At 64.9% G+C, this 7,265-nt stretch carries 7 protein-coding genes; 5 read left to right on the top strand and 2 right to left on the bottom strand.

Features of this window, described 5'->3' with window-relative positions; translation table 11 throughout:
* Nucleotides 1–231 precede the first annotated feature (231 nt).
* The gene (locus tag ABEH27_RS24920) at nt 232–933 is read left to right on the top strand and encodes a response regulator transcription factor (RefSeq protein ID WP_346616121.1); all 702 of its coding nucleotides are present in this window, start codon (nt 232–234) and stop codon (nt 931–933) included.
* The gene (locus ABEH27_RS24915; protein ID WP_346616120.1) at nt 930–2,537 is read left to right on the top strand and encodes an ATP-binding protein; all 1,608 of its coding nucleotides are present in this window, start codon (nt 930–932) and stop codon (nt 2,535–2,537) included. Before ABEH27_RS24920 ends, ABEH27_RS24915 begins: the two co-directional genes overlap by 4 nt.
* A gap of 3 nt (nt 2,538–2,540) precedes the next feature.
* On the opposite strand, the gene ABEH27_RS24910 is transcribed toward ABEH27_RS24915, so the two are convergent.
* Complete coding sequence (locus ABEH27_RS24910) at nt 2,541–3,242, bottom strand: 4'-phosphopantetheinyl transferase superfamily protein (RefSeq protein ID WP_346616119.1); 702 nt, start codon at nt 3,240–3,242, stop codon at nt 2,541–2,543.
* Nucleotides 3,243–3,409: 167 nt separating this feature from the next.
* The gene (locus ABEH27_RS24905; RefSeq protein ID WP_346616118.1) at nt 3,410–4,201 is read right to left on the bottom strand and encodes a dienelactone hydrolase family protein; all 792 of its coding nucleotides are present in this window, start codon (nt 4,199–4,201) and stop codon (nt 3,410–3,412) included.
* A gap of 129 nt (nt 4,202–4,330) precedes the next feature.
* Between ABEH27_RS24905 and ABEH27_RS24900 the strand changes: the two genes are divergently transcribed.
* The 3 genes from ABEH27_RS24900 (at nt 4,331) to ABEH27_RS24890 (ending at nt 7,061) form a co-directional block, all read left to right on the top strand.
* Nucleotides 4,331–4,936, top strand: a complete 606-nt coding sequence (locus ABEH27_RS24900) for an outer membrane beta-barrel protein (RefSeq protein WP_346616117.1) — start codon at nt 4,331–4,333, stop codon at nt 4,934–4,936.
* Nucleotides 4,937–5,040: 104 nt separating this feature from the next.
* On the top strand, nt 5,041–5,718 hold the full coding sequence (locus ABEH27_RS24895) for a response regulator (protein ID WP_346616116.1): 678 nt from the start codon (nt 5,041–5,043) through the stop codon (nt 5,716–5,718).
* Nucleotides 5,715–7,061: an ATP-binding protein gene (locus ABEH27_RS24890; RefSeq protein ID WP_346616115.1), complete on the top strand. Its 1,347-nt coding sequence runs from the start codon at nt 5,715–5,717 to the stop codon at nt 7,059–7,061. Before ABEH27_RS24895 ends, ABEH27_RS24890 begins: the two co-directional genes overlap by 4 nt.
* Nucleotides 7,062–7,265 lie beyond the last annotated feature (204 nt).

Below are 7,265 nucleotides of genomic sequence, written 5' to 3'. Positions count from 1 at the left end.
CACCAAGGCTAACAACTATGGCCTATCAGGCCATGGCACGTTGCAACAAATGTAGGAGCGGGCTTGCCCGCGATGCGCCGCGCGGGCGGCGCTCGATCTCAAGGGCGCTGAAGATCCCAAGGCAAGCGCCCCGCGGGCGGCGCTCGATCTCGTAAACGCCGACACCCTGTCGCCCCGCACCCCGAAGCGACTCGAACTGCATCAAGACACAACAATAAAAGGCCAAACGCCATGGACCACCAACCCACCCCCCGCATCCTCATCGTCGAAGACGACCAGCGCCTCGCCGAACTCACAGCCGAATACCTGCAGGCCAACGGCTTCGAGGTGGCGGTGGAAGGCGATGGCGCCCGCGCTGCGCGGCGCATCGTCGACAGTCAGCCGGACCTTGTGGTCCTCGACCTGATGCTGCCCGGCGAGGATGGCCTGAGCATCTGCCGCCGCGTGCGGGGCCAATACCCCGGGCCGATCCTCATGCTCACCGCCCGCAGCGATGAACTCGACCAGGTGCAGGGCCTGGACCTGGGCGCCGACGATTACGTGTGCAAACCGGTGCGCCCACGCCTGTTGCTGGCGCGCATCCAGGCCCTGCTGCGGCGCAGCGAACCGGCAGATCACAAACGCCAGGACCTGGCGTTCGGTGCGCTGCGCATCGACAACCGCCTGCGCGAAGCCAGGCTCGGTGAACAGCTGATCGAGCTGACCGGCGCCGAGTTCGACCTGCTCTGGCTGCTGGCCAGCAATGCCGGGCGGGTGCTGTCGCGTGAGCAGATCTTCACCGCCTTGCGTGGGGTTGGCTATGACGGCCAGGACCGCTCCATCGATGTGCGTATCTCCAAGATCCGCCCCAAGATCGGTGACGACCCGATCCACCCACGGCTGATCAAGACCCTGCGCAGCAAAGGCTACCTGTTCGTGGGCGATGCACCATGAACAACTCGATCTTCCTGCGCATCTACGGCGGCATGCTTGCGGTGCTGGTGCTGGTGGCCCTGCTCGGCGTGCTCAGCCTACACCTGGTCAACGAGGTGCGCGCCGCCCAGCACCGTGAGCGCCTGGCGCAGGGCACGTTCAGCCTGATGGCCGACAACCTTGCCCAGCAGAACGAAACCGAACGCAAACGCTCGTTGCTGATGTGGGAGCGCCTGCTCGGTGTACCGCTGGACTTGCAGCCCATGTCGGCGCGCACCCTCGACGGCGGCCAGCGCGCGCGTTTGTACCGGGGGCTTGTGGTGGTGGAAAAGACCGGGCCGCACGCCGCGCAGGTGCTGCGCAGGGTCGGCCAGGAGGATGTGCTGTTGGTCGCCGAGGTCAAGCAGGTCAGCGAACAGCTGGCGCGTGCCACCCTCTATTTGCTTACCGATGAGCTGGTGCGCTACCCGGTAACCGAGCAGCAGCAACGCCTTGAACAGTTGAAACAGAGCAAGGGTTTTGGGTTCGGCGTCGCCTTGCAGCGCCTCGAGCGGGTTGGCCTGGACGATGACCAGCGGCGCCGGGTAGAAGAGGGCGACACGGTCATGGCACTGGGCAAGGATGGCGATTCGATCCGCGTGTTCGCCGGCGTGCCGGGTTCACCCTGGGTACTGGAGATCGGCCCGCTGTACCAGCTCAACCCGTATCCACCGCAATTGCTGGTGTTGATCGCTTTCCTTGGCCTGTGCCTGATCGGCCTGGTGGTGTACCTGCTGGTGCGCCAGTTGGAACGCCGCGTGTCGGGGCTGGAAATCGCCGCCACGCGCATCGCCCAGGGCAGCCTGGAAACCCGTGTGCCAGCGGGTGACGCCGATTCGGTGGGGCGGCTGGCAGCAGCGTTCAACGGCATGGCCGAACACCTGCAGCGCTCGCTGAACATGCAGCGCGAACTGGTGCGGGCGGTGTCCCATGAGCTGCGCACGCCGGTGGCGCGTTTGCGGTTTGGCCTGGAGATGATCGAAAGTGCGCCCACCGAGCAGGCTCGTGCGAAGCACCTGGCTGGCATGGACGGCGATATCCAGGACCTGGACAAGCTGGTGGACGAGATGCTGACCTATGCCCGCCTGGAGCAGGGCGCGCCTGCGCTGAAGTTCCAGCGCATCGACCTGGACGCCTTGCTGGGCCGGGTGATCGAGGAGCTGGCGCCGCTGAACGCAGACGTCAGGCTGGTGCGCGGTGACTGCCACCTGCAGGACGGTGAAAGCGCCTGGGTCGAGGCCGAGCCGCGCTACCTGCACCGTGCCTTGCAGAACCTGGTCGGCAATGCACTGCGCCATGCCGGTTCCGAGGTGCGCCTGAGCTACCAGTTGGGCCAGCAGCGCTGCCGCATCGATGTCGAAGATGACGGGCCGGGTATCCCGGAGGGTTACTGGGACCGCATCTTCACCCCCTTCACCCGGTTGGACGACAGCCGCACGCGGGCTTCGGGCGGGCATGGCCTGGGGTTGTCGATCGTGCGGCGGATCATCTACTGGCACGCTGGCCGGGCCACGGTGGGCCGTAGCGATGCCCTGGGCGGTGCCTGCTTCAGCCTGAGCTGGCCACGCGAGCAGGCGCCACTGTAAGCGCTAGACGCTGACCAGGCTGAGCAGGTGGCCGTCCTGCACGCAGAACTGGCCTTCCAGCTCGACGCCGTGGTGCCATTCGGCCGACAGGTCGGTAAGTAGCCTCAGGCGTGCCAGGCCATCGGCGGACCACTGCAGCACTTCGGCGTGCTCGAAGTAGAAGCGCTGGCGGGTCAGGGGGTAGAGGGCCTTGAACAGGCTTTCCTTGAGCGAGAACGTCAGGGTCACCGTCAAGCCCAGTTGGCTGCGGTCCAGGCGTGTCAACTCGGCGGGGGTGAGGATTTCGCCCATCAGGCGCTCGGCCCGTTCGTCGTCGAGCAGCGTTTCCTGGTCCAGGCCCAGGCCGCGCGCGCTGCCATCGGCGGCGACCACGGCGGCAGCCCAGCCTTTGCCGTGGGTGATCGAGCCGTGGATGCCGGCGGGCCAGATCGGCGAGCGGTCCTCATGGGTGCCCGGCACGTAGTCACGGCCATCCAGGCGCTGCAAGGCGGCGCGTGCGCAGATGCGCCCGGCCAGGTACTCGGCCTGGCGCTTGGCCACCGAGCGTTGCAGGCTGGCGCTGGGGACGATGCCGGCACGCTGGAAGTCGTCGGCGGCCAGGTGGCTGGGGTCGAAGGCGCAGCTGACCAGCACCGCACCGGGCAGCGGGCGGGGCAGGGGCCAGTGGTGCTGGAGTGGGGCACAGCAGGAAGGCAGTCTGTTCATGCCCGGTATTGTGCCAGCCGTTGTGGCTGTGTGGGAGATGGGGCTGCTGCGCAGCCCATCGCCGGCGAGCCGGCGCCTACAGATACGGCGCAGCAATCAGAAGGCTTTGACAATAAATGTAGGAGCCGGCTTGCCGGCGATGGGCCGCAATGCGGCCCTGGTGATCTTTACTTGAACACCTGCGTGAAGAACGCCTGCATATCCGCCCACGAACTTTGGTCTGCGGCCTTGTTGTAGCCAATGTCCGGCCCGCCATGCTCGCCATGGCTCAAGCGGTCGGCATCCGGGTTGGTGAAGCCATGCTTGGCCTCGGGAATGCTGACAAACTCGTACTTCACCTTGGCCGCATCCATTTCCGCTTTGAACGCCGCCACCTGCTCCTCAGTGACCATGCTGTCGGCTGCGCCGTGCTCGACCAGGATGTCGGCCCGGACCACGCCAGGCTTGGCCGGCGTCTGGGTGGCCAGGGCGCCATGGAAGCTCACCACACCGTCCAGTTTTTCGCCGCGCCGTGCTGCGTCGAGCACCACCTTGCCGCCGAAGCAGTAACCGACGGCGCCCAGCTGGTGCTTGTTGACGTTCGGCTGCTTTTTCAGCAGTTCAAGGCCTGCGTCGAAGCGCGCGGCCGCCGCGGCCGGGTCCTTCATCGCTTCGGCCATGAAGGCCTGGGCATCCTGAGGATGCTCGGTGTGCTTGCCATCGCCGTACATGTCGATGGCCAGGGCCTTGTAGCCCAGCGCCGCAAGGTCACGCGCACGGCGCTTGGCATAGTCGTTCAGCCCCCACCATTCATGCACCACGACGATGCCCGGGCGTTTGTCGTCCAGCGCATCGTCATAGGCGTAGTAGCCGACAAAGCGCTTGCCTTCCTCGTCCTGGTAGGGGATCTCACGGGTCACTACTGCCGCCTGGGCAAGAGCGGCGCTGCACATCAGGGTCAAAGCCAGCAGGGCACGCATGTTCACTACTCCTTGTTTTGCAAACGGTTCGTTCAGCCGAGGTTCAGCCAGGGTTCAGCCGCGGTTCAGGGCGTCCTGCTTACTCTAGCTTCCAGACCGAAACAGCGCATTCAACTGGAGTAACACACCATGAAAACCTTCAACACCCTGCTTGCCGCCATGGCCGTCTGCGCCGCTGGCATGACTACCGCCCAGGCCGCCGACGACAACTTCGCCAGCCTCACGTACGGCCAGACCAGCGACAAGGTCCGCAAGTCCGGCCTGCTGCAGCGCAATACCGATAACCTGAATGCCGACGGCATCATCGGCAAAGACGATACCTGGGGCGTGCGCCTGGGCAAAATCAATGAACAGGGTCGCTACTACATGACCTACGACAACGTTTCGGGTGACCACAGCGGCCTCAAGCTGCGCCAGGAAAACCTGCTGGGCAGCTACGATGTGTTCCTGCCCGTGGGCGATACCACCAAGCTGTTCGGTGGCGGCAGCCTGGGCATGACCAAGCTGACCCAGGATTCCCCCGGCGCCAGCCGTGATACCGATTATGGCTACGCTGTCGGCCTGCAGGCCGGTGTGATCCAGGAGATTACCGACAAAGCCTCGGTCGAGCTGGGCTACCGTTATCTGCGCACCAATGCGGCAACCGAAGTGGGTGAGAGCGGTGGGCCGAAAGACGGTACCCTGCGCCTGACCAGCAGCGCGCAGACCTACCTGTCGGCGAACTACAAGTTCTGAGGGGCGCGGTATTCTGTGTGGGCCTTATCGCGGGCAAGCGCGTTTCTGTAGCTGCGGGCTTGCCCGCGATAAGGCCCACACTGACCCTTAAAAAGGAGAACCCGATGAAACTGCTGGTGGTCGAGGACGAAGCCCTGTTAAGGCACCACCTCTACACACGCCTGGGCGAAAGCGGCCATGTGGTCGAAGCCGTGGGCGATGCCGAAGAAGCGTTGTATCAAGCCGAGCAATTCCACTTCGACCTGGCCGTGATCGACCTGGGCCTACCCGGCATGAGCGGCCTGGAGCTGATCGGCCGCCTGCGCAGCCACGGCAAGACCTTCCCCATTCTCATCCTCACCGCCCGCGGCAACTGGCAGGACAAGGTCGAAGGCCTGGCCGCCGGTGCCGACGATTACCTGGTCAAGCCCTTCCAGTTCGAAGAACTCGAAGCGCGCCTCAATGCCCTGCTGCGCCGTTCCAGCGGTTTTACCCAGTCGACCATCGCCGCAGGCCCCCTGGCCCTGGACCTCAACCGCAAACAGGCAACCCTCGACCAGCAGCCGCTGGCGCTCACCGCGTACGAGTACCGCATCCTCGAATACCTTATGCGTCATCACCAGCAGGTGGTGGCCAAGGAACGCCTGATGGAGCAGTTGTACCCCGGCGACGAGGAGCGTGACCCCAATGTCATCGAGGTGTTGGTCGGCCGCCTGCGGCGCAAGCTCGAGGGCGAGCAAGGCTTCAAGCCGATCGACACGGTGCGCGGCCTGGGCTACCTGTTCACCGAGCGCTGCCGATGATCCGTTCGCTGCGGGTGCGCCTGATGCTCGCGGCGGCGGTGCTGGCGGTGCTGTTCATGCTGGCGCTGTTGCCCGCCTTGCAGAAGGCCTTCAGCCTGGCCCTGCAGGAGGCGATAGAACAACGCCTGGCTTCGGACGTGACCACGCTGATTTCCGCCGCACGCATCGAGCATGGCCAGCTGAAGATGCCTGAGCTGCTGCCGGACGAGCGTTACAACCTGCCGTACACCGGCCTGCTCGGCTATATATTCGACCGCGACGGCAAGCTGGTCTGGCGCTCACGCGCCACCGCCGACCAGCACATCAATTACCAGCCGCGCTATGACGGGCGCGGCAACGAATTCGCGCGCATGCATCAGGATGACGGCGAAGAATTCTTCGTCTACGACGTCGAGATCAAGCTGCTCGGTGGCCAGAGCGCCGCTTACAGCATCGTCGCCTTGCTGCCGGTGCTCGAGTACAAGCAGACCCTCAGTGGCTTGCGCGAAAAACTCTACCTCGGCTTTGGCGCTGCCTTGCTGGCGTTGCTCATATTGCTTTGGGCCGGCTTGACCTGGGGGCTGCGCTCGTTGCGGCGGTTGAGCCGCGAGCTGGACGAAGTGGAAGCCGGCGCGCGCGACGGGCTCAGCACCGAACACCCGCGTGAACTGCTGCGCCTGACCGGTTCGCTCAACCGCTTGCTGCGCAGCGAGCGGGAACAGCGCCAGCGCTACCGCGATTCACTGGGCGACCTGGCGCATAGCCTCAAAACCCCGCTGACGGTGCTGCAGGGCGTGGGGGAGAGCATGCAGCAGCGCGATAGCGAGCGCGAGCAGGCGTGGGTGCTGCAGAGCCAGATCGAGCGCATGAGCCAGCAAATCGACTACCAGCTGCAACGTGCCAGCCTGCGCAAGAGCGGCCTGGTGCGCCACAGTGTGCAGCTGCGCCCGGTGCTGGAGAGCCTGTGCAGCACCCTGGCCAAGGTCTACCGCGACAAGCGCGTCGAAGTGCAGTTGGAGGTGCCCGCCCAGGCGCAAGTGCCGATGGAGCAGGGCGCCCTGCTGGAATTGCTCGGCAACCTGCTGGAAAACGCCTACCGGCTGAGCCTTGGCCACATTCGAGTCAGCCTGACAGAATCCCTCGGGCAACTGACGGTATGCGTCGAAGACGACGGCCCTGGCGTGCCGCCTCACCAGCGCCAGCGGATTCTGGAGCGCGGCGAGCGGCTGGACCGTCAGCACCCGGGCCAGGGTATCGGCCTGGCGGTGGTCAAAGACATCATCGACAGCTACGACGCCGAGCTGAGCCTGGATGATTCGCCATTGGGCGGGGCGGCTTTCCGCATCACTTTCCATCTCGACTGATGTACAGGTTTGGGCGGATTCCCGCCATGCCCCCTGTACAAATCCCGCCACCGGGCGGAAATCCGCCATCTTTCTTCAGCTGATTCGCCCTGTCGTTGGGCATTTACCCCTTGCAAATATGGCCTTTGCACCCTTCGTGGGCATTTTGGCATTGCCCTTGCTATCTGAGTTGGCAGAGGCCTGCCCAGGCAGCTCGAACACAAC

The sequence above is a fragment of the Pseudomonas sp. P39-UII1 genome (assembly GCF_039672635.1).
Taxonomy (GTDB): Bacteria; Pseudomonadota; Gammaproteobacteria; order Pseudomonadales; family Pseudomonadaceae; genus Aquipseudomonas.
Note: the sequence above shows the minus strand (reverse complement) of the source record. Positions and strands in the feature narration are given on the sequence as shown.